Source organism: Novosphingobium sp. (genome assembly GCF_020852455.1).
Lineage (GTDB): Bacteria > Pseudomonadota > Alphaproteobacteria > Sphingomonadales > Sphingomonadaceae > Novosphingobium.
Window position 1 is genome coordinate 87499 of record NZ_JADZAT010000007.1, and the last position, 24749, is coordinate 112247.

At 64.6% G+C, this 24749-nt stretch carries 27 protein-coding genes; 7 read left to right on the top strand and 20 right to left on the bottom strand.

Annotated elements, in window-relative coordinates:
- The first annotated feature begins 99 nt into the window (after positions 1–99).
- Complete coding sequence (locus tag IT549_RS02865; RefSeq protein WP_292969821.1) at positions 100–1803, top strand: amidohydrolase; 1704 nt, start codon at positions 100–102, stop codon at positions 1801–1803.
- Between the two features lie 264 nt (positions 1804–2067).
- Here the strand turns inward: IT549_RS02865 and IT549_RS02870 are convergent, their stop codons facing one another.
- Both IT549_RS02870 and IT549_RS02875 read right to left on the bottom strand, forming a co-directional pair.
- Positions 2068–2622, bottom strand: coding sequence for a phosphoribosyltransferase family protein (locus tag IT549_RS02870; protein WP_292969823.1), 555 nt, complete (start codon positions 2620–2622; stop codon positions 2068–2070).
- A complete protein-coding gene (locus IT549_RS02875; protein WP_292969825.1) occupies positions 2615–3631 on the bottom strand; it encodes an adenosine deaminase in 1017 nt (338 codons plus the stop codon). Before IT549_RS02875 ends, IT549_RS02870 begins: the two co-directional genes overlap by 8 nt.
- A 74-nt stretch (positions 3632–3705) precedes the next feature.
- On the opposite strand from IT549_RS02875, the gene IT549_RS02880 reads away from it, so the two are divergent.
- The 3 genes from IT549_RS02880 (at position 3706) to IT549_RS02890 (ending at position 7884) form a co-directional block, all read left to right on the top strand.
- The gene (locus tag IT549_RS02880) at positions 3706–6417 is read left to right on the top strand and encodes an ATP-dependent DNA helicase (RefSeq protein ID WP_292969827.1); all 2712 of its coding nucleotides are present in this window, start codon (positions 3706–3708) and stop codon (positions 6415–6417) included.
- Complete coding sequence (locus IT549_RS02885; RefSeq protein ID WP_292969829.1) at positions 6414–6956, top strand: histidine phosphatase family protein; 543 nt, start codon at positions 6414–6416, stop codon at positions 6954–6956. The genes IT549_RS02880 and IT549_RS02885 overlap by 4 nt, the downstream gene beginning before the upstream one ends.
- Before the next feature lie 136 nt (positions 6957–7092).
- The gene (locus tag IT549_RS02890) at positions 7093–7884 is read left to right on the top strand and encodes a hypothetical protein (RefSeq protein ID WP_292969830.1); all 792 of its coding nucleotides are present in this window, start codon (positions 7093–7095) and stop codon (positions 7882–7884) included.
- Positions 7885–7980: 96 nt separating this feature from the next.
- On the opposite strand, the gene IT549_RS02895 is transcribed toward IT549_RS02890, so the two are convergent.
- The 6 genes from IT549_RS02895 to rpmF all read right to left on the bottom strand — a co-directional run bounded on the left by IT549_RS02895 (position 7981) and on the right by rpmF (position 12488).
- Complete coding sequence (locus tag IT549_RS02895) at positions 7981–9414, bottom strand: NAD-dependent succinate-semialdehyde dehydrogenase (protein ID WP_292969831.1); 1434 nt, start codon at positions 9412–9414, stop codon at positions 7981–7983.
- Positions 9415–9444: 30 nt separating this feature from the next.
- The gene (locus IT549_RS02900) at positions 9445–9864 is read right to left on the bottom strand and encodes a MerR family transcriptional regulator (RefSeq protein WP_292969832.1); all 420 of its coding nucleotides are present in this window, start codon (positions 9862–9864) and stop codon (positions 9445–9447) included.
- On the bottom strand, positions 9861–10157 hold the full coding sequence (locus IT549_RS02905; RefSeq protein ID WP_292969833.1) for an integration host factor subunit alpha: 297 nt from the start codon (positions 10155–10157) through the stop codon (positions 9861–9863). The genes IT549_RS02900 and IT549_RS02905 overlap by 4 nt, the downstream gene beginning before the upstream one ends.
- A gap of 105 nt (positions 10158–10262) precedes the next feature.
- On the bottom strand, positions 10263–11231 hold the full coding sequence (locus IT549_RS02910; RefSeq protein ID WP_292969834.1) for a beta-ketoacyl-ACP synthase III: 969 nt from the start codon (positions 11229–11231) through the stop codon (positions 10263–10265).
- Positions 11228–12283 (bottom strand): phosphate acyltransferase PlsX, encoded by a 1056-nt coding sequence (plsX, locus tag IT549_RS02915; RefSeq protein ID WP_292969835.1) that lies wholly within the window; start codon positions 12281–12283, stop codon positions 11228–11230. The genes IT549_RS02910 and plsX overlap by 4 nt, the downstream gene beginning before the upstream one ends.
- 25 nt (positions 12284–12308) lie before the next feature.
- Positions 12309–12488: a 50S ribosomal protein L32 gene (rpmF, locus tag IT549_RS02920; protein ID WP_292969836.1), complete on the bottom strand. Its 180-nt coding sequence runs from the start codon at positions 12486–12488 to the stop codon at positions 12309–12311.
- A 158-nt stretch (positions 12489–12646) separates the two neighbouring features.
- Between rpmF and IT549_RS02925 the strand changes: the two genes are divergently transcribed.
- On the top strand, positions 12647–13045 hold the full coding sequence (locus IT549_RS02925; RefSeq protein WP_292969838.1) for an MAPEG family protein: 399 nt from the start codon (positions 12647–12649) through the stop codon (positions 13043–13045).
- Between the two features lie 38 nt (positions 13046–13083).
- On the opposite strand, the gene IT549_RS02930 is transcribed toward IT549_RS02925, so the two are convergent.
- From IT549_RS02930 to IT549_RS02940, 3 genes are all read right to left on the bottom strand, one after another.
- Positions 13084–13755: an MBL fold metallo-hydrolase gene (locus IT549_RS02930; RefSeq protein WP_292969839.1), complete on the bottom strand. Its 672-nt coding sequence runs from the start codon at positions 13753–13755 to the stop codon at positions 13084–13086.
- 251 nt (positions 13756–14006) lie between these two features.
- A complete protein-coding gene (locus IT549_RS02935; RefSeq protein ID WP_292969841.1) occupies positions 14007–14882 on the bottom strand; it encodes an OmpA family protein in 876 nt (291 codons plus the stop codon).
- Between the two features lie 185 nt (positions 14883–15067).
- Positions 15068–15721, bottom strand: coding sequence for a S24 family peptidase (locus tag IT549_RS02940; protein WP_292969842.1), 654 nt, complete (start codon positions 15719–15721; stop codon positions 15068–15070).
- Between the two features lie 120 nt (positions 15722–15841).
- On the opposite strand from IT549_RS02940, the gene IT549_RS02945 reads away from it, so the two are divergent.
- Together IT549_RS02945 and IT549_RS02950 are read left to right on the top strand one after the other, a co-directional pair.
- Positions 15842–16030 carry a hypothetical protein gene (locus IT549_RS02945; RefSeq protein ID WP_292969843.1) on the top strand — a complete coding sequence of 63 codons (189 nt, stop codon included), beginning with the start codon at positions 15842–15844 and terminating at the stop codon, positions 16028–16030.
- The gene (locus tag IT549_RS02950) at positions 16020–16391 is read left to right on the top strand and encodes a hypothetical protein (protein ID WP_292969845.1); all 372 of its coding nucleotides are present in this window, start codon (positions 16020–16022) and stop codon (positions 16389–16391) included. Before IT549_RS02945 ends, IT549_RS02950 begins: the two co-directional genes overlap by 11 nt.
- Here IT549_RS02950 and IT549_RS02955 read toward each other — a convergent pair.
- From IT549_RS02955 to cobT, 9 genes are all read right to left on the bottom strand, one after another.
- A complete protein-coding gene (locus tag IT549_RS02955) occupies positions 16388–17326 on the bottom strand; it encodes a D-2-hydroxyacid dehydrogenase (protein ID WP_292969846.1) in 939 nt (312 codons plus the stop codon). The two genes, IT549_RS02950 and IT549_RS02955, sit on opposite strands and share 4 nt — an antisense overlap.
- Positions 17323–17781, bottom strand: a complete 459-nt coding sequence (locus tag IT549_RS02960; RefSeq protein ID WP_292969847.1) for an RES domain-containing protein — start codon at positions 17779–17781, stop codon at positions 17323–17325. The genes IT549_RS02955 and IT549_RS02960 overlap by 4 nt, the downstream gene beginning before the upstream one ends.
- A complete protein-coding gene (locus IT549_RS02965) occupies positions 17781–18281 on the bottom strand; it encodes a DUF3828 domain-containing protein (RefSeq protein WP_292969848.1) in 501 nt (166 codons plus the stop codon). The genes IT549_RS02960 and IT549_RS02965 overlap by 1 nt, the downstream gene beginning before the upstream one ends.
- A 77-nt stretch (positions 18282–18358) precedes the next feature.
- A complete protein-coding gene (gene cysS / locus IT549_RS02970) occupies positions 18359–19801 on the bottom strand; it encodes a cysteine--tRNA ligase (RefSeq protein WP_292969849.1) in 1443 nt (480 codons plus the stop codon).
- A gap of 45 nt (positions 19802–19846) precedes the next feature.
- On the bottom strand, positions 19847–20518 hold the full coding sequence (locus IT549_RS02975) for a nitroreductase (RefSeq protein ID WP_292969850.1): 672 nt from the start codon (positions 20516–20518) through the stop codon (positions 19847–19849).
- A gap of 12 nt (positions 20519–20530) precedes the next feature.
- Positions 20531–21208 (bottom strand): nitroreductase, encoded by a 678-nt coding sequence (locus IT549_RS02980; RefSeq protein ID WP_292969851.1) that lies wholly within the window; start codon positions 21206–21208, stop codon positions 20531–20533.
- 98 nt (positions 21209–21306) lie between these two features.
- Positions 21307–21903, bottom strand: a complete 597-nt coding sequence (locus tag IT549_RS02985) for a DUF2846 domain-containing protein (protein ID WP_292969852.1) — start codon at positions 21901–21903, stop codon at positions 21307–21309.
- Positions 21900–22598 carry a hypothetical protein gene (locus IT549_RS02990; protein WP_292969853.1) on the bottom strand — a complete coding sequence of 233 codons (699 nt, stop codon included), beginning with the start codon at positions 22596–22598 and terminating at the stop codon, positions 21900–21902. The genes IT549_RS02985 and IT549_RS02990 overlap by 4 nt, the downstream gene beginning before the upstream one ends.
- Positions 22599–22934: 336 nt before the next feature.
- Positions 22935–24749, bottom strand: coding sequence for a cobaltochelatase subunit CobT (cobT, locus tag IT549_RS02995; RefSeq protein WP_292969854.1), 1815 nt, complete (start codon positions 24747–24749; stop codon positions 22935–22937).

The following is a 24749-nucleotide window of genomic DNA, read 5'->3' on the forward strand; positions in this document are numbered from 1 at the left end:
ACCGATTGGCTAGCAGTCCGGCAGACTGCGCTCAAGAATAGAGAATTTGCACGCAGCGGGTCTGCTGTGCCAAATCGGGGTCATGCAGGGAGAGACAAGATGGGCGCATCGAAAAGCAGGCTGGCACTAACCACAACCGCATTGCTCGCGCTGGCAACATCGGGCCAGGCCGGAAAGCCGCTTGCCCCAGCCAGCCTGTGGTTTGACGGCACGATCATCACCATGGATGGCCCCGCCCCGCGCACGGTGCAGGCGGTGGTGGCGCGTGATGGCCGGATCGTCTTTGCCGGGCCGCTGGCAAGAGCCCGCAAGATTGCCGGGGCAAGGCCCGAACTGCACGACCTTGATGGCGCGACCATGCTGCCGGGATTCGTCGATGCGCATTCGCACTTCGCCATGGCGATGCAGGTGGCCGGCGGGATTGATCTGGCCGATCCGGCGCTGGCACCGAAGGACGCGGCTTCGCTGGCCGAAGTGCTCAAGACACAAGTGGCGGCGCGGGGCATTCCGCCAGGCAGCTGGGTGGTCGCCTGGAACTATTCCGAGCAGGGACTGCCCGGAAAGCAGCACATCACCCGCAACGATCTGGATGCGGCCCTGCCCGGCTACAAGGTGGTACTGGTCCACTTTACCGGTCATGGCCTGGTCGCCAACAGCGCGGCGCTCGACCTTGCTGGGATTACCGACAGCACTCAGGCTCCGTCCGGCGGGGTGATCATGCGCGATGCGGCAGGGCGGCCGAACGGCGTACTGTTCGAAAATGCGATGATGCCCCTGGCGATGAAGATTCCCCAGCCGACCGCCGCACAGAAGCTGGCGATGCTGGACATGGCTCAGAAATACTACGCCAGCGAAGGCTATACCCATGTCCAGGAAGGCGCGACGCAGCTGCCCGACATCGCGTTCCTGACCAGCGACGCGGCCAAGGCAAGGCTCAAGCTTGATCTTGCGATCCTGCCGTTCGCTTCGACCTTGCCCGAACTGCTCAAGCGCACCGATCTGAATTTCGGAGCCTGGTCGGGACACGTGAAGCTGCAGGGGATCAAGTTCGTGCTGGATGGCTCGCCCCAGGCGCGCACAGCTTTCTTCACCCGCGACTATGCCAACGGTTCGCCGCAGGGTGCGCATCCATGGCACGGTGAATCGAACATGACCCAGGACCAGTTCGACACCGCCGCCAAGCAGGCATACGACCGCGGCTGGCAGCTGTTCGTCCACGCCAACGGCGATGCGGCAATCGACATGGCGATCAAGGGCTTCGACAAGCTGGGGATCAAGGCCGCCGACAATCGCCGGCCGGTGGTGATCCATTCACAGTTCATGCGCCCCGATCATTTGCAGGCCTATCGCCGGATCGGGGTGGGTCCATCCTATTTCTCGAACCATACCTACCTGTTCGCCGATATCCATCGCACCAATTTCCCCGCAAGTGTGGTTGATTTCATCAGCCCGTTGAAAAGCTCGATGCGCCAGGGCCTGCACGCCTCCAACCATTCGGACTATCCGGTGACCCGGCTCGATTCGATGCAGCAGCTGTGGAGCTCGATGGCGCGGACCTCGCTGACCGGCGTGGTTTCGGGTCCGACCGAGCGGCTGACCGCCTATGAAGGCCTGCAGATGCTGACCACCGGTCCGGCCTGGCAGGTGTTCGAGGAAGGCCGCAAGGGCCGGATCAGGGCCGGCCTGCTGGCGGACTTCGTAGTGCTCGACAAGAACCCGCTGACCACCCCGCTGGACCAGATCCGCAGCATCAAGGTCAAGATGACGGTGAAGGAAGGCAAGGTGGTGTGGGTGCGGGGATAGAGCCTGTCCTGATTGGGTGGAGGCATCGTCATCGCATCAGGAAGGCCGCTGGATAGGAGCGGCGTGCGGCAGGGGCTGGTTGCCCCTGCAAGCGACGCGACGCCGCCAGCGGCCTTCCTGATGCGACCCCGCAGGGGCGGGCCGAATTTGGCCCAGCGCCGCGTTGCTCGTCGGTCACTATGCAACAGCATGGCTCCCTTCTCGCGCCTCACGCTGAGCCAAATTCGGCTCCGTGCCGACGCCTCCACCCAATCAGGACAGGCTCTAGCCCCCCAGGATCACCCCCGCCCCCGGTTTGTGGGTGCGGATTTCTTCCTCGGTCAGCCCGCAAAGCTCGTGCGGGAAGACCAGCCATTCCTCGGTCTCGTGGACGAAGAAGTGGGGCTTCAGCCCGGTCTTGTTGCGGCTGGGCTTGTAATAGGCGGTGGCGATCTTGACTGTGCGGGGCATGTTGTGCCGGCACCGTGAGGCGAGTTCGCCGATGAACGCCTCGATCGAGCGGCCGGTGTCGAACACGTCGTCGATCACCAGCAGGCGGTCTTCGGGGTCGAGCACGTCGATCAGATAGCCCAGCGCATAGACCCGGACTTCTTTTTCCTGCTGGTCGATCCCCGAATAGCTGGCGGTGCGGATTGCGATGTGGTCACACTCGATGCCCTTGTAGGCCAGCAGTTCCTGTACCGCGATTCCCACCGGCGCGCCGCCGCGCCAGATGCCGACGATGTGGGTGGGGCGAAAGCCGGCATCGATGATCTGGTGGGCCAGGCGAAAGCTGTCTTCCAGCAGCCGGTCGGCGGTCAGGTAAACCTTCTCAACCACGGGCCACCTCGGCAATCTCGGCCAGGTGCTGGATCTGGTCGGCCATCGGCAGGAACGATCCGGTAAAGCTGTTTTCGGCCAGCCGCACCACCTCTGCCTCGCTGAGGTCCAGCGCATCGGCCACGGCGTGGAAATTGGCGCCGATGTAGCCGCCGAAATAGGCCGGATCGTCCGAATTGATTGTCGCCTTGAGCCCCAGATCGAGCATCCGCTTGACCGGGCTGTCCGTGATGTCCCCGATCACGCAGAGCTTGAGGTTGGACAGCGGGCAGACCGTCAGCGTCAGGCCTTCCGCAGCGATCCGCTCAACCAGCGCCGCGTCCTCCAGCGCACGGTTACCGTGGTCGATCCGCTCCACCTCCAGCAGGTCGAGCGCTTCGTGGACGTACTCTGGCGGCCCCTCCTCCCCGGCATGGGCGGTGACATGCAGGCCCAGCTCACGCGCCCGGGCGAAGACCCGCTGGAACTTGGCCGGCGGGTGGCCGACTTCGCTGCTGTCGAGCCCGACGCCGTGGATCCGCTCGAGATGCGGCAAGGCCTGCTCCAGCGTCGCGAAGGCATCCTCTTCAGACAGGTGCCGCAGGAAGCACATGATCAGCCGGTACGAGATGCCCAGCTCGGCCTCGCCCGCCTTCAGCGCCGCCTCGATCCCGTTCAGCGCGGTTTCGAATGCCACCCCGCGCTCGGTATGCCCCTGTGGGTCAAAGAAGATCTCGACATGGCGGACATTGTCGGCCTTCGCCCGTTCCAGATAGGCCCAGGTCAGGTCGAAGAAGTCCTGCTCGGTCAGCAAGACCGACATGCCCTGATAATAGATATCGAGGAAATCCTGCAGGTTCGAAAAGTCATAGGCCGCCCGCACCGCCTCAATCGTATCGAACGGGATCGCCACCCCGTTGCGTGTCGCCAGCGCGAACAGCAGCTCGGGTTCCAGCGAGCCTTCGATGTGGAGGTGCAGTTCGGCCTTGGGCAGCCGGTCGATCAGTGCAGAGCGGGATGGATTCGTCATTTACCCACGCTGGCCTGCTGTTCCGGCTGGGTCAATGGCTTGCCACTTGTTCCATTTCCGTTCTAACTGCGCCGGTGAGCGAAGCGCTGCCCCTTCCCGCGATCCACGCCAGCCATTCGGGCTGCTGGCTGCGCGACGGCGCCGGCAACACCCGGGTTGCCAGCAAGGGCGATGCGATCGTTGCGGCGGCCGATACCCCGCTGCTGATGCTCAACGCCCCGCTGGTGGCAACCCGGCTGGGCTATCCCGACCTGTCGGGGCTTGACCTGCTGGAGCTGCATGCCTTCGTCCGCCCGGCCCGGTTCATGGTGCCGACCCCCAAGGGGCTGGCCCATGCGCTCAACCTGCCTGAACCCGAAAGCGACGACGCGGTGCCGCAACTGCTGCAACGCGCGGCCGAGGCCTTGCTGGCGCAATGTCAGGCGAGCGACTGGCCCGAGCGGGAGGGCGCCTGGACCGCGCTGCAGGCGCTGACCAAGCTGCGCTGGCCCTGGGCACCGCTGCTGACCGCGCGGCTGGCTCCGCCGGCCCGGGGAGAACGCTGGCTGTTCGCCCGCCTGCCCGAATGGGACGAAGCGCCCGAACGCCCGCAGCCCGGTCAGGTGGCTCTCGATCCCCAGGCCGTCGCGGTGCGGCTGGCGGCGCTGACCGGCTCCGGGGCCGAGGCCCGCCCGGCACAGGTCGCCTATGCCCGGGAAGCCGCCCAGGCCTTTGCCCCGCGCGGCCGCGATGGCCAGCCGCACCTGCTGCTGGCCCAGGCCGGAACCGGGATCGGCAAGACGCTAGGCTATCTCGCCCCCAGCTCGCTGTGGGCCGAACTGTCGGGCGGGACGGTCTGGGTATCGACCTATACCAAGGCATTGCAACGCCAGCTGCGCCAGGAAAGTCGCCGCGCCTGGCCAGAACGCCGCGCCGATGGCAGCCAGCCGGTGGTGGTGCGCAAGGGGCGCGAGAATTACCTGTGCCTGCTCAACCTGGAAGACGCGCTGCAGGGCGGCTTTACCGGCCGCGCCGCGGTGCTGGCGCAGCTGGTCGCGCGCTGGGCGGCCTACAGCCAGGATGGCGACATGATCGGCGGCGATCTGCCCGGCTGGCTCCCCACGCTGTTCCGCCAGCGCGGGGTTGCGGCCTTGACCGACCGGCGCGGCGAATGCGTCTATGCCGGCTGCCCGCACTATCGCAAATGCTTCATCGAACGCGCCACGCGCGCTTCGGCCCAGGCCGATCTGGTGATCGCCAACCATGCCTTGGTGATGGTCAATGCCGCGCGCGGCCGCGATGCGGCGCAGCGCCCCACGCGGATCGTGTTCGACGAAGGCCACCATGTGTTCGAGGCCGCGGATTCGACCTTCGCCGCTGCGCTGACCGGCAGCGAAACGATCGAGCTGCGGCGCTGGGTGATCGGGCCGGAAAAGGGCTCCAAGGGTCGCCGCCGGGGCCTCTCCGCGCGGCTCGCCGATGTGGCCAGCTATGACGAGGCCGGCGGCAAGGCGATTGCCGCCGCGCGCTATGCGGCCGAGGCCCTGCCCGGCGATGGCTGGTTGCAGCGGCTGGGTGAGAATGCACCCTCCGGCCCGCTGGAAGAGCTGCTGGCAGCGGTGCGCGCCGCCACCTATGCCCGCGATGAAAGCGGCGGGCAGGATGCCGGTTACGGGCTGGAGACCGAGGCCGCGCAGTTGGACGGCGCCTTCATCGAACGCGCCGGGGCGGCCCAGGCCGCGCTGGCCGAATTGCGCACACCGCTGATCCGGCTGGGCGTGCGGCTCGAGGCAATCCTGGCCGAACCGCCCGACTGGCTTGATGGGGCAGGCCGCGCCCGGATCGAGGGCGCGCGCCATTCGCTGGCCTGGCGGATTGACCTGATCGCCGCCTGGGAGGCCCTGCTCGAACGGCTGGGCGGGCCGGCCGATCCCGAATTCGTCGATTGGCTGGCGGTGGACCGGGCCGAAGCGCGCGAATTCGATGTCGGGATCCATCGCCGCTGGCTCGATCCGATGAAGCCCTTCGCGCAGACCGTGCTGCAGGGCGCGCACGGGGTGATGCTGACTTCGGCAACGCTCAAGGACGGCAACGACTGGGACAGCGCGGTGGTGCGATCGGGCGCCCCGGCGCTGGGCCTCGCCCCGCGGCTTTCGAGCTTCGACAGCCCGTTCGACTATGCCCGCCAGGCCGAAGTGCTGATCGTCACTGATGTGCCCAAAGGCGATGTGGCCGCGCTGGCCGGGGCCTATGGCCGGCTGATCGAGGCCGCACAGGGCGGCGCGCTGGGGCTGTTCACCGCGATCCGGCGGCTGCGCGCGGTGCATGGCCGGATTGCCGACCGGCTGGCCCGAGGCGGGCTGCCGCTCTACGCCCAGCATGTCGATCCGATCGACACCGGCACCCTGGTCGATATCTTCCGCGACGATCCGCGCGCCTCCTTGCTCGGCACCGATGCCCTGCGCGACGGAGTGGACGTGCCGGGCCATTCGCTGCGGCTGGTGGTGATGGAACAGGTGCCATGGCCCAAGCCTTCGATCCTGCACCGCGCGCGGCGGCTGGCGGGTGGCGGCGCGGCGCATGATGACCGGATCATCCGTGCGCGGCTGGCCCAGGCGTTCGGCCGGCTGATCCGCAGCCGCGACGATCACGGCCAGTTCGTGGTGCTGTCCTCGGCCTTTCCCAGCCGTTTGCTGTCCGCGTTTCCCCCCGGCACGCCTGTCACGCGGCTGACACTGGAGGAGGCTTTACAACGCGTGCGATCAGGTGTTTCAGGATCGCCCAACGAGAGAGAGCGCCTGACTTGAAAATCCTTGGCCTGTTCCGTCATGCAAAGAGCGACTGGCAAGACCCGCGCGCGCGCGATTTTGACCGCCCGCTCAACGAACGCGGGCGCAAGGGCGCGGCGATCATGGGCCGCCATGTGCGCGACCATGGGGTGCGCTGGGAGCGCATGGTCTCCTCCCCCGCGATCCGCTGCGCCGAAACGATCGAGATCGCCTGCCAAGCCGCCGGCCAGCCGGTGGCAGTCAACTGGGACCGGCGGATCTACCTCGCCAGCAGCGTAACCCTGGCCGATCTGTTGCGCGAACAGGGCGGCGATCCGGCCTCGATCCTGATGGTCGGCCACAATCCGGGCTTGGAAGACCTGATCTTCGATCTGGTCCCCGATGACGGCTCAAGCCCGCTGCGCGATGTGGTCGAGGAAAAGTTCCCGACCGCCAGCTTTGCGGTGCTGGAACTGGATATCGACAGCTGGGCAGACCTCAAGGACCGCTGCGGCAAACTGGTTCACCTGACGCGGCCAAGGGACCTGGATGCGGCGCTGGGGCCGGAGTTGGTGTAGTTTGCCAAGCACTCATCTTGCATGTCGCTATCGAGCGCCAAGCAGTGTTGTTACTTTGTTGCTGCTTGTTCTACAGCGACGATATCGTTGCTTATAATTTGGCCATTAGCGTGACGGACTTGTGATAGGGAAAATCATGCGGATCAACATCGTCCAGAGAAATATGTTGGTTGCGGCATCTGCTTTACTCGCAATCCTTTGGATCGTGCAGGTCGCCGCAGAAGGACTTGAGGATTCACATTGGATCGCCATCGTCCCGATGATTGCGGGGCTAATGTTTGTTGCTTTGTCATCGCAGCTTGAGCGCAAAGAAGCTCCAAAAGCGTTGGCGGTCACGCGGGATCTGTTTGCTGCGAACAATCGCGATGAGGGGTCTGCAATCGTCGCCCTGCGGTTCGACGAATGTGCGCGTCAGTGGGAAGCCTTCATCAAATCGTCAATGGTGGATCGGATACCAAAGGCTACCGCCAAAGATCGGGACGACATGGCTCCGTTTTTGGACATGGCAGCGACCAAATTGGCCTTCGCCAATTACCTGCTTATCATCCTGCACCGCGGCGCCGAAGCTCACAAGAGCGATGATTTGAAAGCGCTGCGAATCCATGCTGCTGGCAAGCTTACCTACGCCATCCACCAAAATTTGATCCATATCTCCACGATATTATCGGGATTGGAACCGCCAAACCGGCAAGATAGTCTGTCGATGGCGATGCAGCAGATGGCCGAATACGAGGCGCTGATCAAACTTTGTCAAACTAATTTCGCTTCGAGTAGCCCCTTCCCACTCGATCCACTTTACACCAAGGTCAACGATGAGGTGAAATTCGCAATAGAGAGTGCGGCTGATCGAGAAACTTTCTTTGGAATAAAATATCGGGAGGAAACAGGCAGGCTACTGCACCCAAAACCAGGGATTACCAGGGTATGACTTCGAGCGATCGTCGGCCCCTCAACTGTTCGCATCATTCGACTCGGCGTAGAATTTATTGGATGCCCAATTAGGTCGTGATGCGCCTAGACCACCTCAAGCCATATGGATCGCCTTGGTCGCCAGATAGCTGTCCATCCCCTCGATCCCGCCTTCGCTGCCAAAGCCTGAATCCTTGACCCCGCCGAACGGTGCATCGGCGGCGCTGACCGCGAAGGTGTTGACGCCGACCATCCCGGCTTCCACCGCATCGCCCAGCAGGTTGGCGGTGCGCAGCCCTTCGGTGAAGGCGAAGGCGGCGAGGCCGTAGGGCAGGCGGTTGGCCTTGCTGACCGCGTCGGCCAGGTCAGAGAACGGCGCGGCGACCGCGACCGGACCGAACGGTTCATTGTTCATGATGTCGGCATTGTCGGGCACGTCGGCCAGCAGGGTCGGCTGGAAGAAGAAGCCCTGGTTGCCGCGCTTGCCGCCGGCCATCACCCGGGCGCCCTTGGCCGCAGCGTCCTCGACCAAGGCCTCGATCGCGCCGGGGCGGCGGACATTGGCGAGCGGGCCCATGCGGGTTTCCGCCTCAAGCCCGTGGCCAGTGGTCACCCCCTGGGTGCGCGCGGCAAAGCCATCGACGAAGCGCTGATAGATGCTCTCCTGAACATAGAACCGGGTCGGCGAAACGCAGACCTGCCCGGCGTTGCGGAACTTCTGCGGCACCACCATATCGAGCGTCTTTTCCAGATCGCAGTCCTCGAACACCAGCACCGGGGCGTGGCCGCCCAGCTCCATCGTCACCCGCTTGAGCCCGTCGGCGGCCAGCCGCATCAGGTGCTTGCCGACCGGGACCGAGCCGGTGAAGCTGACCTTGCGGATCACCGGCGAGGCGAGCAGGTGGCGGCTGACTGCATCGGGCACGCCGTGGACCAGCTGGACCACATTGGCCGGCAGCCCGGCATCGATCAGGCAGCGCACCAAGGCACCGGTGCAGCCCGGAGTCTCCTCGGGCGGCTTGGCCACCACCGAACAGCCGACCGCAAGCGCCGGAGCGAGCTTCTTGGCCATCAGGTAGATCGGGAAGTTCCACGGGCTGAAGGCCGCAACCGGGCCGATCGGCTGGCGGGTGACCAGCGCGCGCTGGCCGGTCGGGCGGACCAGGGTGCGGCCATAGATCCGGCTCGCTTCCTCGGCGCACCAGTCAAACAGCTGCGCGCTGGAGGCGACCTCGCCGCGCGCTTCGGCGATCGGCTTGCCCTGTTCCATGGTCAGCAGCCGGGCGATCCCATCGGCGCGCTCACGCAGCAGCGCGGCGGCTTTCTTGAGCACCGCCGCGCGGGCCTCGACCGGGGTGGCGCGCCACAGGGCAAAGCCCTTGTCGGCGGCGTCCAGCGCTTCGTCGAGGTCGGCGGGGCTGGCCAGCGGCACTTCGGCAATCGCTTCGCCGCTGGCCGGATCGACCACCGGGAACATGTCGCGGCCCTCGCCGATCTTCCAGGCGCCATTGATGAAAAGCGCCAGGTCGGCGTCGTAGCTCTTGCTCATGGGGAGGTACCTCACTTTCGTGAGGACGATTTAGGCGTCGTGAAGCGCGTTGACCAGTGTGGTCCGAAGCGCAATCAACCGTGCGCGATAGGCGAAGTTGGAATTGACCGGCAGGTCGGTGGCGGGCTGTGCCGATACTGATGCGGCCATGGGCGCGGTGGGTGCCTGCGGTGTGGCGCTGGTGTTACTCTGGAGTGCCTTCTTGGCGCCCTTCAGGGTATAACCCTCGCGGTGGACCAGCCGGTCGATCGCCTCGACCATGCGGACGTCCTCCGCCCGGTAGTATCGGCGCCCGCCGCTGCGCTTCAAGGGCTTGAGCATCGGGAACTGTTCTTCCCAATAGCGCAGCACATGCTGGCGGATTCCCAGCGCCTTGGCCACCTCGCCAATCGTGCGCAGCGCCTCCGGATCCTTGCCGTCGGCGAAGGTCGGAGGCGCCATCTCGCTCATCCCTTGGCGATCCGCTCTTTCAGCATCTGGCTGGCGCGGAAAGTCAGCACCCGGCGGGGCGTAATCGGCACTTCAACGCCGGTCTTGGGGTTGCGACCGATCCGCTGCGCCTTGTCACGCAGCAGGAAGGTTCCGAACCCGGAAATCTTCACGTTTTCACCCTGTTCGAGCGCGCCGGACATGTGATCGAGAATCGATTCAACCATGCTGAGCGATTCCGAACGCGAAAGCCCAAGCTTGCGGTTCAGTGCTTCGGCCAGATCGGCCCGTGTGAGAGTACTCATGGAGCGCATCAGCCCCTTCCCTGGCAAAGTTCGCACGACCCGTGATTCGAAGCATAGCCCAATGCGCTGCGATTGCAACGCAACTGTCGGAAATCGGTCGCGGAAATCCGCGGCTCAGGTGCGCAGGACGCAAGCGCCCCAGGTGAAACCGCCGCCCATCGCTTCAAGCACCAGCAGCTGACCCGGCTTGATCCGCCCGTCGCGCACCGCCGTATCAAGTGCCAGCGGCACCGAGGCGGCCGAGGTGTTGGCGTGCTGGTCAACCGTCACCACCACCTTTTCGGGCGGCAGGCCGAACTTGCGCGCGGTCGCATCGAGGATGCGCTGGTTGGCCTGGTGCGGCACCACCCAATCGACATCCTTCGGCTCGATCCCGGCGGCGTCGAGCACTTCGGCCAGCACATTGGCGAGGTTCACCACGGCGTGGCGGAACACTTCCTGCCCCTTCATCCGCAGATGCCCGACCGTGCCGGTGGACGAGGGCCCGCCATCGACGCACAGCAGGTCACCATGCGCCCCGTCGGCATGCAGTTTCGACGCAATGACCCCCGGCCCGTCTTCGGCCACATCACGGGCTTCCAGCACCACCGCGCCGGCTCCGTCGCCGAACAGTACGCAGGTGGTGCGGTCTTCCCAGTCGAGGATCCGGCTCATCGTTTCGGCGCCGATCACCAGCGCGCGCTGGGCCATGCCGGTGCGCAGCATCGAATCCGCGACCGAAATTGCATAGAGGAAGCCAGAGCAAACCGCGGCAACATCAAAGGCGATCCCGCCATTGGCGCCGATTGCCTGCTGCACCTTGGTGGCAGTTGCAGGGAATGTCTGGTCGGGCGTGGCAGTGGCCAGCACGATCAGGCCGATATCCTTGCCGTCGACACCCGCAGCCGCAAGCGCCTGCTGCGCCGCTGCGATCGCCAGGGTTCCGGTGGTCTCACCCTCACCCGCGATGTGGCGGTTGCGGATCCCGGTCCGCTCAACGATCCATTCGTCGCTGGTATCAACCTTTTCCGCGAGTTCCGCGTTGCTGACCTTGCGCTTGGGCAGGACCGAGCCCGTACCGATCAGGACCGAGCGGCGAATCATGCCGAGGCCTGCGGCGCCTTGCGCAGGTTTTCTTCACCCAGGCGTGCAAGGTCGGCGGCAATACGTTCGGTCAGGTTTGCCTCCAGCAGGCGGGCGGTAACGGCCACGGCATTGGCGACGCCAAGGGCATTGGCCGAACCGTGGCTTTTCACCACGACGCCGTTCAGCCCCAGGAAGACCGCGCCGTTGTGGTTGTTGGGATCAAGGTGATGCTTCAACAGTTCGGTCGCCGGGCGCGAGACCAGGAATCCGAACTTCGAGCGCAGTGAGCTTGCGAAGGCGCGGCGCAGCAGATCGGTGACGAAGCGCGCGGTGCCTTCGACCGCCTTCAGCGCGATATTGCCCGAAAAGCCGTCCGAAACCACCACATCGACATCGCCCCGCCCCAGCTTGTCAGCCTCAACAAAGCCGTCGAACGAGATCGACAGGTCGCCGGCCGCAGCCTTGAGCTGGGCGGCGGCAAGCTGGAGATCTTCGGTGCCCTTGGTTTCCTCGCTACCGATATTGAGCAGTCGCACGCGCGGTGCTTCGCGCCCGGTGACGATCCGCGAATAGGCCGCGCCCATCACCGCGAACTGCACCAGATTGCGGGCATCGCATTCGGTGTTGGCGCCCAGATCAAGCATGACCAGATCGTTATCGCCCAGCGTCGGCAGAAGCGCGGACAGCGCGGGGCGATCGATCCCGGGCATGGTTCGCAGCGCCAGCTTGGCCATGGCCATCAGTGCGCCGGTATTGCCCGCGCTGACTGCGGCGCCGGCATCGCCAGCTTTCACTGCATTGATCGCCAGACCCATCGAGGTGGTCTTGGCGCGGCGCAAGGCTTGTGTCGGCCGTTCCTCTCCGCTCACCACATCGGGGGCGTGGAGGATTTCAGAAGCCGAACGCAGATTGGGGTGATTCTCGAGCGCAACCTTGATCCGCTCTTCATCGCCGACCAGCAGGAATTTGAAACGATCGTGGCGGCGCCGTGCCAGCGCCGCCCCTTCGATCATCACGCGCACGCCTTCATCGCCGCCCATCGCATCAACAGCGATACGCGGCAGGCTCATTTGCGCAATCTCCGGCTAAGTGGGCTTAGAGCCCGACCGCGATGATCTCGCGCCCGTTGTAGTGGCCGCAGGCGTTGCACAGGTTGTGCGGACGCTTGAGTTCGCCACAGTTGGGGCATTCGTGGAAAGCTTCGACCTTCAGCGCATCATGGCTGCGGCGCATGCCCCGACGGCTGGGGGAGGTTTTTCTTTTGGGGACAGCCATTGCGGCACCTGTTCCTGCAAATTCCGGTTTCGTCTAGGTAAGCCATGCCCGGGCCCTAGGGTCGGCGGCTTGCGAAGGCGCGCCTATAGCGAATTTCTTGGCCGTTGCAAGCACTGTCGTCCCCATTTTCGGGCGGGCCTGACAGGGGAGAGAATGCGATGGAACTGCTTTTGCCCACTACGCTGTGCATGGCTGCGGCCGCAGCACTGATCAATTTCTGGCTGGCACTGCGCTGCGGACAGGTCCGCGCCAAGGAAAAGGTCAGCATCGGCAGCGGCGGGAACGAGCTGCTTGAGCGCCGGATGCGCGCCCAACTGAACTTTGCCGAGAACACCCCCTGGGTGCTCGCGCTGGTCGGCCTGATTGAGCTGGCCGGCAAGGGCGGAACCTGGCTGCCCTATGTCGCCGGTGCCTATCTGCTGGCGCGGATCGGCCACGGCCTGGGCATGGACGGCGGCAAGCTGGAGACCGGACGCGGGATCGGCGTGATGGTCACCATGCTCAGCCAGATCGGCCTGGCGGTGGTCGCCATCATGGTTGCCCTGGGCAAGATGTAACGCCTGCGGTCCTTCCCGGCTCGCCCGGGAGGGACCGTTCAGCCCTGCTCCAGCGCGTAATCGCTGACGAAGCCGTTGACCTGCCGTTCGCGGCCGAAGGTGCTGGTCGGGCCGTGCCCGGGAATGAAGGTCACGTCATTGCCCAGCGGCCACAGCTTTCCGGTAATCGAATCGATCAGGTCCTGGTGGTTGCCCTTGGGAAAGTCAGTCCGCCCGATCGAACCGGCGAACAGCACATCGCCAACGATCGCCAGATGCCCGTCACGGATATAGAACACCACGTGGCCCGGCGTGTGGCCCGGGCAGTGGATCACTTCGAGCACGGCTTCACCCACGGTCACTGTGTCACCATCGGTCAGCCAGCGATCGGGCTCGAAGCTTTCGGCGTGCATCCCCCAACGCTTGCCATCATCATCAAGCTGGGAAATCCAGAACCGGTCATCTTCGTGCGGGCCTTCGATCGGCACGCCCAGCTCTTTCGCGAGGATGCCAGTCTGCCCGCAGTGATCGAGATGCCCGTGGGTGACCAGCAGCTTTTCGATCGTCACCCCAGTCTTCGCGACCGCGGCCTTGAGCTTGTCGAGATCCCCGCCCGGATCGACCAGCGCCCCCTTCATCGTCTTCGTGCACCACACCAGCGAGCAGTTCTGCTCAAGCGGGGTAACGGGAATGATCCCGACGCGGACGGGCGGTTCGGCTGTTTCAGTCATGCCTGCCGATGTGACGATTGCCGGGGATTTGGGCAAGACCGATTTACCCTGCCCGCACTCGAATGGACACAATGGACACAGTCAAAAAGGCAAAAACGCTGACCAGCCGCATCGCCTGCTACCCGGCGCAGAAGCGGCGGATTCACGACCTTTCCACAATTTCAAAGACGCGGGTGATCGTATCACCCCGCGCCCCGGTAGGAAAATGCCCTGAAGCCTCCGGGGCAGGCCACGCCCGCCCCGGTCACACCTTACATCGCGGTATCAACAGCCTTGCTGACCAGGATGTTCACCGAAACGCGGCGGTTCTGTGCCCGGCCTTCTTCGGTATCGTTGCTGGCCAGCGGATCGGCCTTGGCCATCCCGGTGGGGGTCAGCATGCGATAGGGCTTCCAGTGACAGACCTGCTGGAGGTAGTTGATTACAGTCGAAGCGCGCTTTTCGCTGAGCGTCTGATTGTAATCGTCATTGCCGACCGAATCGGTATAGCCGACCACCAGCATCAGCGCATTGTCGGTCGCTTCGGCCTGGGTGGCAGTGGCGCACAGTTCCTGCTTGGCCTGCGGCGAAAGCGCCCACTTGCCGGTATCGAAATAGACGTTCGTTGACCCCTTGAGGTTGTACTTGTCGATATCGCCCATCCGCCCGCGCAGCGCCTCGGTGGCGGCGCTCTGTTCCTCGAACTGCTGGGCCGTACCGTTGCGGATCATCATCGCGGTCTTGTGATCGCCGGTCTTGAAAGTAACCTGGCTGGCAACCAGTCCGCCGCTCCACTGCAGGGTTTTCACGGTAACGGGTAGGCCGTTGATCAGTGCATCGGTGGTCAGCTTGGACTTGCCGCCAAACAGGCCTCCACCCGCCTTGATCTTGGTGGCTTCATGGATGCCGACCACGGTGCTCGCACCATCAGCGCTGCGGATCTTGATCTTGTCACCATTGCGGGCAACGATCGTGCCCTTGACATCAGGCCCTGCGGGCAAGCCGGCGAGATCGGGATAGCGTTCGCCTTCAACAACGATACTGGTTTCCTGAGGTGCCTGCGATTGGGCGATAGAACCGGTCCAGGCCGGCACCGCCAGCACGGCGGCAAGAGCGATAGCTCCTGACTTGCGGGGAGCGAAATGCATTGGGTAACTCCTTATATCTGCTGACGCAGGCGACCCCTATCTGACCCTCTTGGGGTTGCTGGGGCTGCTACATGAACACATAACGGCACAGGAATGCCGCTTTGGACGGTTTGAGCGCGACTTGCGGTGAACCGAGCGAGTCGCCCCGCTGCTGCGACGAACTGCGCGGTCCGGCACGGTGAAAATCAGAGTCGCCCGCTTTTCCAGACCACCCGCCCGATCACTTCAACCTCTGCCAGGGGCAGTTCGATCGTCCGGTAAGCCGGATTGTCGCTGACCAGTGCCAAGGTGCCGGGGCGCCCCAGGTCGATCCGCTTGACCAGCAGCGCATCACCCACCCGGACCACATGGATACCATCGCGCAGCCCGCGCGGGGTGCGATCGACCAGGATCTCATCGCCATCGCGCAGCGTGGCTTCCATCGAATCGCCTTCGACCCGGATCGCCGAAAGCTGGGCGGGATCGAGCCCCTGTTCACGCAGCCAGCGGCTGGAAAAGCGAAAGGCGCCGATCGGCAATTCCTCGCCTGCCAGCAATCCCGGTCCGGCCGAAGCACCCAATGGCAGGCGCGGGACATCAACCCAATCGCCGCGCGGGGCCTTGCCAGCTGCAGGCACAGAGGAAAAATCCTCCGGCGCGCCAAGCTCTGCCTCATCGACACCAAAGAACCGCGCCAGCGTCCGGCGGTCGGTCTCTTCCAGCTTGCGCGGACTGCCCTTGCGCACGAACTGCTGGAGATAGGTAGAATTGCGCCCGATCAGCTCGGACAAGCCCGAGAGTGAGGCATTTTGCTCGCCGGCCAGTTGCAACAGCCGCGCGCGAGGATCGTGGGTAACCATGATTCTTTCCTAGCCGATGTATTTTTCCTAGACAAGTAGGATTTCAGGCAAGACAAAAGGAATATTCCTATCACGAATCGCCTCATGCAACCGGGCCCAGACCAAAGGAGGCACCCTGCAATGCTGATTACCCGGATCGAACGCTTCTTGCGCGACACCGGAATGCCCTGGACCAAGTTCGGACGGCTGGCCACGCACGATCCGCGCTTTGTCCAGGACCTGCGCAACGGCCGCATACCTCGCGATGCAACCGCGGAACGTGTGGAACATTTCATGAACATATATCGCGAGCAATGCCATGCAAATTGATCTGACGGCCGATCAGGCCATGCTTTCCGCCGCCCGCCGCAAGGCCCGCCGCACCCCCTGGATGCCATTGCTGTCAGCCGTGCTCGAGCTGGCGCAGGGCCAGGCCGAACTGCTGCGCCACAGCGAACGTGCCTGGGCCAGCGTAACCTTTTCAGGCTCCAAGCATACCGTGGTCCTCGCCTTCGATGGCGCCGATAAGGTGCTGGCCGGAGAGACGCTGATCGATGCGCTGCCCGAGCATGAATTCACCCTGCCCCGGCTGCTGGTGGCGGACGCGGCGGTGGTGCGGGTCGAGCACAGCGCTTTGCCCCAGCCCCGGCTGGAAGTTGAGGTAGAACTGCTGGTGCTGGATGAGGCCTAATAGCCTGCCGCATAGTCGACCTGCGGTTCCAGCCGTTCGCCTTGGCGATAGCGCTCCAGATTGACCAGAAACCGTTCGGCTGCGCGTTCGAACACCCGGTCCTGCGCCCGGCCGGACAGGTGCATGGTGACCTGGGCGTTGTCCAGGGTCCACAGGGGATGATCGGCGGGCAGCGGCTCGGGCGTGGTCACGTCAAGCAGCGCCCCGCCGATCTGCCCCGCCTCCAGCGCGTTGACCAGCGCCGGCTGGTCAATCACGCTGCCGCGCGCGACATTGACCAGCACCGCATTGCGCTTCATCGCCGCCAGCTCGTCAGCCCCGATCATGCCCTCGGTCTCGGCAGTGGCCGGCACTGCAATCACGATCCAGTCGAACTGGCCCAGTTCAGCCCGCCACGCATCGGGCCCCAGCGTGCCCGGCCCGGGTGAGCGGCGCACCCTGGTGACTTCCACTCCGAACGGTACCAGCCGCCGCTCAACCTCTTGCCCGATTGCGCCATAGCCCAGGATCAGCGCCTTGCTGCCGAACAGTTCGCGCTTGCCGGGCGAATCGCGTAGCCATTCGTGCCGGTCCTGCGCGCGCACGACCTGGCGGTACTGCTTGGCCTCGGCCAGCATCAGCATCACGACATATTCGGCGATCGGCACCGCATTGATCCCGGCGCCGTTGGTCAGCACGGTGCCGCGTGCAGCCAGCACATCGAGCGGGAAGGCTTCGACTCCGGCATAGACCGAATTGAGCCACTTGAGCCGCTCGGCAAGCCGGAACACCTCGGCCATATCGGCCTTGGAATGCATGTCGAACCAGCCGATCTCGGCAGCGGGGGCCAGCGCGAAGGCCTGCTCCTTGGTCTCGTACCAGCGGACATCGACCCATTCGGGCAGCCGCCGTTCAAGCAGCGGGCGCAGCACGGCGTTGAGAACGGTGACGGTCACTTCGGCTCCCGGAAACTGTCAAGCATTGGCGGGCGGTGCAGGCATTCGGCAAAGTCGAACGGCCGGGTGGTCAGCGGCGCGACCCGCGCGGCAGCGGGATGGCGCGGGTTCAGGTAAATCACGTCCGCCTCGGGCAGAACTCTCGACCGGATTGCGCAGGTCAGCGAACGGCGGCTTTCCAGCCAGTCACCCACGAAGGCCCGGATCGTATCCTCATCGGGATCGGGCACCCGTTCGGGCGGGCTATCCACCTCGGTCCAGCCCAGCACGAAATCATCGGGAATGCCGACCAGATCCTGCGGCTGGTACCGCAGCGCCACCAGCACCGCGAGCCCGGCCTCGCTGGCCAGGCTGACCACCGGATGGCCGCGCGGGGCATAGCGCGCGCCGTGCAGTTCCGCACCCTTGCCGTCAAGCGCGACGAAGGGCGCGCGGGTAAGCCGCCACAGCTTCATCAGGTGCCCGGGACCTCCTTCAATTCCTTGCGCAGCACAGCCTTGACCCCGGTCGGCACCGAATCGCTGAACAGGTCATCGATCAGCCAGCGCCCGCCCTCGTTGACCATGATCAGTCGCTGGGTCAGCAGATCGTCCCAGCCCGCGCTGAGCCGAACTTCAACCTCAACCTTGCCGGGGGCCAGCTGGCGCGCCGCAATCCGCTTGTACTTGAACTTCTTGTACTGCCAGTCCTGGCATTCGCAGAACCAGCCATAGCTCGACAGCCCGGTCAGTTCCTCGCCATTGTGCTTGTCCCAGGCGCGGATCAGCGCCTTGGTCTTGGCAGAGAACACCGGCTGGTCCCAGTCGCCGCCGGTCGGCCCGCTTTCGCGCAGGTAGCCGCCATAGGCCTTCTTCAGCGTGACATCGATCTTGGCCAGCACCGGAGCGGCAGGTGCAGCCGCAATCAGCGCGGCCGGCGCAGCGGCAAGGATCAGCATCTTGAGCAAGCGGTTCATCGAATGGCCCCTGTAACGTGACGATAGGAGCACAGCCTAACGCGCCAAGGCAAGCCGGGCTTGCACGGAGGCGTCAATCACCCTTCGCCCAGCTTCCAGTCCCACCCCAGCGGATCACCGTCCATCACTTCTACCCCGGCAGCGGCGAGTTCATCACGCAAGGCATCCGAAGTGGCGAAGTCCTTCGCAGCGCGGGCCTCCTTGCGCTGGGTGAGGATAGCTTCGATTTCGGCTTCGGCGATGGTTGCAGCCTTGGGCCGGATGCGGAGTTCTTCGCGCCGCAGTGTCAGAAGATCGAGCCCAAGCGCGCGGTCCATGGCCGCAAGAGCTGCCAACTTCTCACCGCTGTCGGTCTTTTTCAAAGCCGCAGCCTCTTCCAGCACGGTCAGCGCCACGGCGGTGTTGAGATCGTCAGACAGCGCAGCCTCAAAGCGCTCAAGGTAAGGCGCAAGGCGTGCGCCGGGTGCATCGGCAGGCTCGGCCTGCGCCCGCAGTCCGCTTACGGTCATCACCAGTCGCTTCAGTCGCACAAATGCGGCCTGCAGCCCTTCCCAGCTGAATTCCAGCTCGCTGCGGTAATGGGCCTGCAAGCAGACCATCCGGTAGGCAAGCGGGTGAAATCCGGCGTCAACCAGGTGCTGCATTCGCACGGTGCCGCCCTCAGACTTGGACATCTTCCCGTCGCGAATCTTGAGGAAGTTGTTGTGCATCCAGATCGTCGCACCGGTGTGTGCCGAGCATTCGTGTGCCTGGTTCTGGGCGATTTCATTGGGATGATGGATTTCGCGATGGTCGATCCCGCCGGTGTGGATATCGAACGGCATGCCCAGTTCGGCACTGCTCATGACCGAGCATTCAAGATGCCAGCCGGGAGCGCCGCGGCCCCAGGGCGAATCCCATTCCATCTGCCGGCTCTCACCGGGTGGGGTCTTGCGCCAGATCGCGAAGTCGGCCTGGTGCCGCTTGCCTTCGATCTGCTCGATCCGCCCTTCGCCTTCGTCGGTGGCAGCGCGGGCCAGGCGGCCATAGTCCGGCACTGTCGTCACATCGAAATAGAGCCCGCTATCCAGTTCATAGCAGTGCTTGTCGGCGATCGACTTTGCATAGTCGATCATGGCCGGGACATATTCGGTTGCGACCGTCCACTTGGCTGGATCGGTGACCTTCAGCCAGCCCAGGTCCCGCTTGAATTCGGCGGTAAAGAAGGCTGCGATATCCCAGGCGGTCTTGCCGGACTGTGCGGCAGCCTTTTCCATCTTGTCGTCACCAGCGTCAGCATCGCTGGTCAGGTGGCCGACATCGGTGATGTTGATCACATGTCGCAGGGCATAGCCCTTGAACTTCAGCGTACGGCCCAGGGTATCGGCAAAGACATAGGCCCGCATATTGCCGATGTGCTGATAGCTGTAGACCGTCGGCCCGCACGAATAGACGCGCGCTTCGCCCGGGTGGACGGGCTGGAAAGGTTCCAGCTGGCGGGTCAGGCTGTTGAACAGCTTGAGGGGGACAGTCTCAGTCATGGTCCGCGCCATAAGCCGACTGGCGCGGCGGTCAAGCGGTGGGGCTCAAAACCCCTCCCAGCGCACCGCCTCGTCGATCCCCACGCGCGGCACCGGGAAGCTGTTCACCGCCGCCTCGCGGTCGCCCCAGCCGATTGCCACGCCGCAGAAGAAGATGTGATCGTCCGGGATCGCCGTAACTTCGCGGATCTGCTTCTGGTAAACTGCCCAGGCTTCCTGCGCGCAGCTGTCGAGCCCTTCCTCGCGCAGTAGCAGCAGCACCGTTTGCAGCCACATGCCGATGTCGCTCCACTGCGGCAGGCCCATATAGCGCGGGGTGTGGACCAGCATCAGCACCGGCGCGCCGAACGCGCGGAAATTGTTGCGGAACACGTCCATCCGCGCGGCCTTGTCCTCGCGCGGGATTTCCAGCGCGGCATACATCGCCTCGCCCACGCCGAAGCGGCTTGTCGCATAGCGGCCGTCCAGCTCGGCCGGATAGATCGGGTATTCGGCCGAATAAGCGGCCAGCCCCTGCGGGATCGTGTCGGCAACCAGATCGACCAGCCGCGTCAGCGGTTCGCCCGTCAGCATCACCGCGTTCCACGGCTGGGTGTTGCCACCCGAAGGTGCGGCCTGCGCCCTTTCCAGCACCCGCTGCAGCACGGCCTGATCGACCGGCTGGTCGAGAAACTGCCGGATCGAGCGGCGACTGGAAACGGCTTCGCTGACGTCCATGGCGCTTTGCTCCTATTCGAACCCGAGGAATTTGACCTTGCTGTCGAGCGGCTCGCGCTTGCGGTCAAAGGAGTTCACCGGATCGCTCTCGTCGCGATAGCCGATCGCGATGCCGCAGAAGAAGATGTGGCTCTCATCCGAAACACCAAGGTAGTTCTTGATCAGCTTGGCGTGGATCGAAAGGAATTCCTGCGGGCAGGAATCGAGCCCGGCCTCGCGCAGCAGCAGCATTACCGTCTGCAGCCACATCCCCACATCCGACCACTGCGGCGGGCCCATCACGCGCGGGAAATAGGCCAGCAGCACCGCCGGAGCCTCGAACGAGACGACATTCTGGGCCATGAAATCGCCGCGCGCCTTCTTGTCGGCGCGTTCGATGTTCATCGCGGCATACATGTCGGCCCCCACCTGGTGCAGGCGGGCCAGGCATTCGGGCAGGACTTCGGGATCGCTCCAGCTGTATTCCTTGGGATCCTGCGGCGGCGATGCAGCCATCAGCGCCTGCAGTTCGCGGAGCGGCGCGCCGGTCAGCACCGCGCCTTCCCACGGCTGGAAATTGCACCCGCTGGGCGTCCAGCGCGCGGTGTCCATCACTTGGCGGATCAGATCGAGGGGAACGGGCTTGTCGCTGAAGGCCCGGATCGAGCGGCGCGACATGACGGCTTCGGTTACAGTACTGGCTTTGGTCATGGACGTTTAATTGAGCGATTAAACCGTCAGGTCAAGCCCCGCACAAAAAAGTCCGCCGGCCCGCAGTGCGGACCGGCGGACACTTTCCTGGCTATCGATCAGTTGGCCGAAGGCGCCGGTGCGGGAGCCGGAGCCGGTTCGGCCGCCGGGGCCGGAGCAGGCGCCGGAGCCGCTTCCACCTTGGGGGCCAGCGCCGCGGCTACATCAGCCTTGCGCAGCGCACCGGGTCCGGGACCCATGTCTTCGTCATCGACCATCTTCCACTTGTTCTTTTCCTTGAACTCAGCCTCGGTGCCGGGAGCAAGGTCAGGACGGCCGACCATGATGCCCATCTTGATGCGGCACTTGGCGTACTGGGTTTCGTCCGCTTCAACTTCAAGCGCCAGCACGTCCTTGGCTTCGCTCTTCACGGTGTATTCGTGCTTGCCCGGATCGGTCACCAGAATGAAGTAGCGCCCGGCACCCAGCGACGAGAGCTTCTGGCCCTTTTCATTGACCGAGCAGCCCAGGGCAAAGCCCATGCCGCCGGGGCGGTAGAACACGATCTGGCCCTTGCCCGCGGGCGGCGCCGGAATCGTCGCCGGACCTGCGCCAGCTTCTTCTTCCTGTTCCTTCTTGTCCTTGGCCAGCGTCGGGGTGGCGGAAAGGCCAATCACCGCGACGGCGGCGAGAGAGGTAATCAACTTCAGTTTCATTGCGCGCTCCCTGGTTGCAATGGGGGTGGAGATGCTGCGGGCACATCGCCGGCAGCGGGTTCCGGGGCCACAGGCGCGGGCGCCGGTGGCTCAAGATAAAGGTCCTCGGTCAGCTTGGCGCCGGCCAGCATGCCCTGGGCGATGTCGATATGCTTGCCCTTGATCAGCAATCCCGGCAGGCCGGCGGTGACTGCAACAGCAAAGGCCAGGGTCTGCTGGTCCTTGCCGACCACACCGAACTTCATGCTGCGCAGGCGAATCTGCCGGCCATCGAAATCGAGATAGCGGGCCGCGAGCACCAGTTCGCCGCCAACCCCCATGCCGGAACCTTTGGCATGGACTACCTCGCCCACCCCCTTGGTCCCGGTCGGGACCAGCACCACACCATCCAGCATGATCGGTTCGGCCAGCGAAAACGCGAAGCTCTCTCCGGTCTTGGCCGTGCGCGAGCTGACCGGAGCGTCGAGGCTGATCACCACCGGCGTCAGCGCCGGGACGCAGCGCAGGGTCGCACTCGCCCCGGCCGGCGGCTTGCTGCATGGCCCGGTCGGAACCGGTGCAGGCGCAGCAACCGGCTGCGGCGCTTCTGCGGCTGGAACCGGCGCCGGATCGGATTGCGCCAGTGCGGTGCCAGCCATCGCCAGCAGGCAGGTTGCACTCAGAGCGATCCGGGCGCGGGGTGACTGGGAATTCATTGTGCGGTTTCCGTGACTGGTGTTTGCGGCAGCGCAGGGATCGAAATGATCAGGGCCTCGATCCGGAGCAGGACCGGCGTCAGCGCCGGGAAAGTGCCTTGCGGGCAGCGCGGCAGACTGTCTTGAGCAGACGCCTTCGGCACCGAATCGGCTGGTTCCTGAGCCCGAGCTACCCGGGCCGTGCTGCCAAGCACAGTTGCGTCGGGAATCGGGATGATTGGCAAGTTCGGTATGGCGCGCCCCATAGCCGGGTGGATGCCGGAATTTCGATCGTATTCAAGGGAATTGTGATGACCCGCAGGAAATTCTGACGAACGACATTACTTGCCGCAAGGTCTATTCCTCTTCGAACAGCCCCGCCAGCTGCTCGATCATCGTCCCGCCCAGCTGCTCGACGTCCATGATCGTCACCGCACGGCGATAGTAACGGGTAACGTCGTGACCGATCCCGATCGCCACCAATTGCACCGGTGACTGCTTTTCGATCCAGTCGATCACCTTGCGGAGGTGCAGTTCAAGGTAGCCGGCATTGTTGACGCTCAGCGTCGAATCGTCGACCGGCGCGCCGTCCGAGATCACCATCAGCACCCGGCGATCCTCGGGTCGGGCAAGCAAACGGGCGTGGGCCCAGAGCAGCGCCTCGCCGTCGATGTTTTCCTTGAGCAGCCCCTCGCGCATCATCAGGCCCAGGTTCTTGCGGGCGTGACGATAGGGCTCGTCGGCTTTCTTGTAGATGATGTGGCGCAGGTCGTTGAGGCGCCCGGGCTGTGCCGGCTTGCCCCCGGCCAGCCAGGCCTCGCGGCTTTGGCCGCCCTTCCAGGCACGCGTGGTAAAGCCCAGAATCTCGGTCTTGACCCCGCAGCGTTCCAGCGTGCGGGCCATCACATCGGCGCTGATCGCCGCGATCGAGATCGGCCGCCCGCGCATCGAACCTGAATTGTCGATCAGCAGGGTGACAATGGTATCCTTGAACTCGACATCACGCTCGATCTTGTAACTGAGCGAATGGCCGGGCGAGATCACCACCCGGGCCAGCCGCGCGGCATCGAGCAGGCCTTCTTCCTGATCGAAATCCCAGCTGCGGTTCTGCTGCGCCATCAGGCGGCGCTGCAACCGGTTGGCCAGCTTGGTGACGATCCCCTGCAGGCCTTTCAGCTGCGCGTCGAGATAGGCCCGCAGCCGGGTCAGTTCCTCGTCGTCGCACAGGTCGCTGGCGGCAACCACTTCGTCGAAAGCTTCGGTGAAGGCCTTGTAGTCGAACTTGCTGGGCAGATCGGTCCAGGGACGGTTGGGCCGGGTGGGCAGCATGCCCTCCTCTCCCTCATCGCCCTCTTCGGCGTCGCCCTCGTCCTCTTCCATCTGGCGCTCGACTTCGTCTTCGCCCTCGTCCTCACCCTCGGCGGCGTCGCTGGCGACTTCGCTGGGGCTCTGGTCTTCGGCGCTTTCGCCGTCGTCGGGCTGCTCCTCGTCTTGGTCCTCGTTGTCCTGATCGTCGTTCTGATCGCTTTCTGGCTCGATCGGCTCGGCCTGGGTCAGCTCAAGGTGCTGGAGCATGCCCAGCGTCAGCGCCTGGAAGGCGGCCTGATCGTCCAGCATCGCGGACAGCGCGTCGAAATCGGTTCCGGCCTTTTCGCTGATCCAGCCGCGCAGCATGTCAACGCCCTGACGGGCCGGTTCGGGCACCGGCTGGCCGGTCAGGTGTTCGCGCAGCAGCAGCGAGAGCGCGACCTGCATCGGCACTTCATCGGGCCGGCTGGCACGGGTAATCGGATCGCCCATGGTGCGAACCTGCTGCGCGGCATCCAGGTTGTCTCGCATCCCGGCGTAATCGCGCGAACCCAGCGCTTCATAGCGAACCTGCTCGACCGCGTCGAAACAGGCCCGCGCGGATGGCTCACCCGGGGCGTGGCGGGCGTGCAGCGCCTCGTCATGGTGGCGCAGGCGCAGCGCAAAACTGTCGGCAAAGCCGCGCGCTTCCATCGCCTGCTCGCGCGGCAGCGAGCGTCCCGGCATCGGCACGCGCAGGTTCTTGCCATTGGCAACCGGGCTGTCGGCGGTCCAGGCGATCTCCAGCTCGGGCTCATGCGCGATGGCCCGGCTGGCGCCGGTCAGGGCTGACTTGAAGCGATCGAGAGGGGATTCGTCAGACAA

Coding starts and splice junctions, on each gene's coding strand:
- IT549_RS02865 (WP_292969821.1), top strand. CDS start 100: ATGGGCGCATCGAAAAGCAGGCTGGCACTAACCACAACCGCATTGCTC.
- IT549_RS02895 (WP_292969831.1), bottom strand. CDS start 9,414: ATGAGCAAGAGCTACGACGCCGACCTGGCGCTTTTCATCAATGGCGCC.
- IT549_RS02935 (WP_292969841.1), bottom strand. CDS start 14,882: ATGCATTTCGCTCCCCGCAAGTCAGGAGCTATCGCTCTTGCCGCCGTG.
- plsX (WP_292969835.1), bottom strand. CDS start 12,283: ATGAGCCTGCCGCGTATCGCTGTTGATGCGATGGGCGGCGATGAAGGC.
- IT549_RS02925 (WP_292969838.1), top strand. CDS start 12,647: ATGGAACTGCTTTTGCCCACTACGCTGTGCATGGCTGCGGCCGCAGCA.
- IT549_RS02940 (WP_292969842.1), bottom strand. CDS start 15,721: ATGGTTACCCACGATCCTCGCGCGCGGCTGTTGCAACTGGCCGGCGAG.
- IT549_RS02930 (WP_292969839.1), bottom strand. CDS start 13,755: ATGACTGAAACAGCCGAACCGCCCGTCCGCGTCGGGATCATTCCCGTT.
- IT549_RS02975 (WP_292969850.1), bottom strand. CDS start 20,518: ATGGACGTCAGCGAAGCCGTTTCCAGTCGCCGCTCGATCCGGCAGTTT.
- cysS (WP_292969849.1), bottom strand. CDS start 19,801: ATGACTGAGACTGTCCCCCTCAAGCTGTTCAACAGCCTGACCCGCCAG.
- IT549_RS02980 (WP_292969851.1), bottom strand. CDS start 21,208: ATGACCAAAGCCAGTACTGTAACCGAAGCCGTCATGTCGCGCCGCTCG.
- IT549_RS02965 (WP_292969848.1), bottom strand. CDS start 18,281: ATGAACCGCTTGCTCAAGATGCTGATCCTTGCCGCTGCGCCGGCCGCG.
- IT549_RS02900 (WP_292969832.1), bottom strand. CDS start 9,864: ATGAGCGAGATGGCGCCTCCGACCTTCGCCGACGGCAAGGATCCGGAG.
- IT549_RS02875 (WP_292969825.1), bottom strand. CDS start 3,631: ATGACGAATCCATCCCGCTCTGCACTGATCGACCGGCTGCCCAAGGCC.
- IT549_RS02985 (WP_292969852.1), bottom strand. CDS start 21,903: ATGAAACTGAAGTTGATTACCTCTCTCGCCGCCGTCGCGGTGATTGGC.
- IT549_RS02890 (WP_292969830.1), top strand. CDS start 7,093: ATGCGGATCAACATCGTCCAGAGAAATATGTTGGTTGCGGCATCTGCT.
- IT549_RS02910 (WP_292969834.1), bottom strand. CDS start 11,231: ATGATTCGCCGCTCGGTCCTGATCGGTACGGGCTCGGTCCTGCCCAAG.
- IT549_RS02990 (WP_292969853.1), bottom strand. CDS start 22,598: ATGAATTCCCAGTCACCCCGCGCCCGGATCGCTCTGAGTGCAACCTGC.
- IT549_RS02960 (WP_292969847.1), bottom strand. CDS start 17,781: ATGAAGCTGTGGCGGCTTACCCGCGCGCCCTTCGTCGCGCTTGACGGC.
- IT549_RS02950 (WP_292969845.1), top strand. CDS start 16,020: ATGCAAATTGATCTGACGGCCGATCAGGCCATGCTTTCCGCCGCCCGC.
- IT549_RS02905 (WP_292969833.1), bottom strand. CDS start 10,157: ATGCGCTCCATGAGTACTCTCACACGGGCCGATCTGGCCGAAGCACTG.
- rpmF (WP_292969836.1), bottom strand. CDS start 12,488: ATGGCTGTCCCCAAAAGAAAAACCTCCCCCAGCCGTCGGGGCATGCGC.
- IT549_RS02945 (WP_292969843.1), top strand. CDS start 15,842: ATGCTGATTACCCGGATCGAACGCTTCTTGCGCGACACCGGAATGCCC.